The organism is Bradyrhizobium sp. Ken51 (assembly GCF_055807435.1).
Genome location: NZ_JBVVPB010000149.1, coordinates 1 through 350 on the forward strand (window position 1 = coordinate 1; position 350 = coordinate 350).

The window sequence follows — 350 nt, forward strand, 5'->3', positions numbered from 1 at the left end:
GACATCGGCTTGACCACGATTTCTTCGGTGTGGAACACGCCGTCGACGACGATGCCGAAGGTCTGGCTGCCGACCTGGGTCACCACGATGAAGCCGTTCTCGGGATCGGAGACGGCGCCGTCGTCGATCTTGAGCAGCTTCTTGAGGTGGATCAGCGGCAGCAGCTTGTTGCGCAGCCGGAGCACCGCGGTGTCCTTGATGCGCTCGATGCGGTGCTCCGAGTTGGCGCGGGCACGCACCAGCTCGACCACCGAGAGCTGCGGGATCGCAAAGCGGTCGCCGGCGGCTTCCACGATCAGCGCGGAGACGATGGCGAGCGTCAGCGGGATCTTGATGGTGACGGAGGAGCC

1 protein-coding gene is annotated in these 350 nt (G+C 65.1%); it reads right to left on the reverse strand.

The genetic code is table 11. From position 1 onward, the window contains the following. Positions 1–350: chemotaxis protein CheW (locus AC0L27_RS41250; RefSeq protein WP_473323858.1), on the reverse strand; the 350-nt coding region annotated here is incomplete at both ends.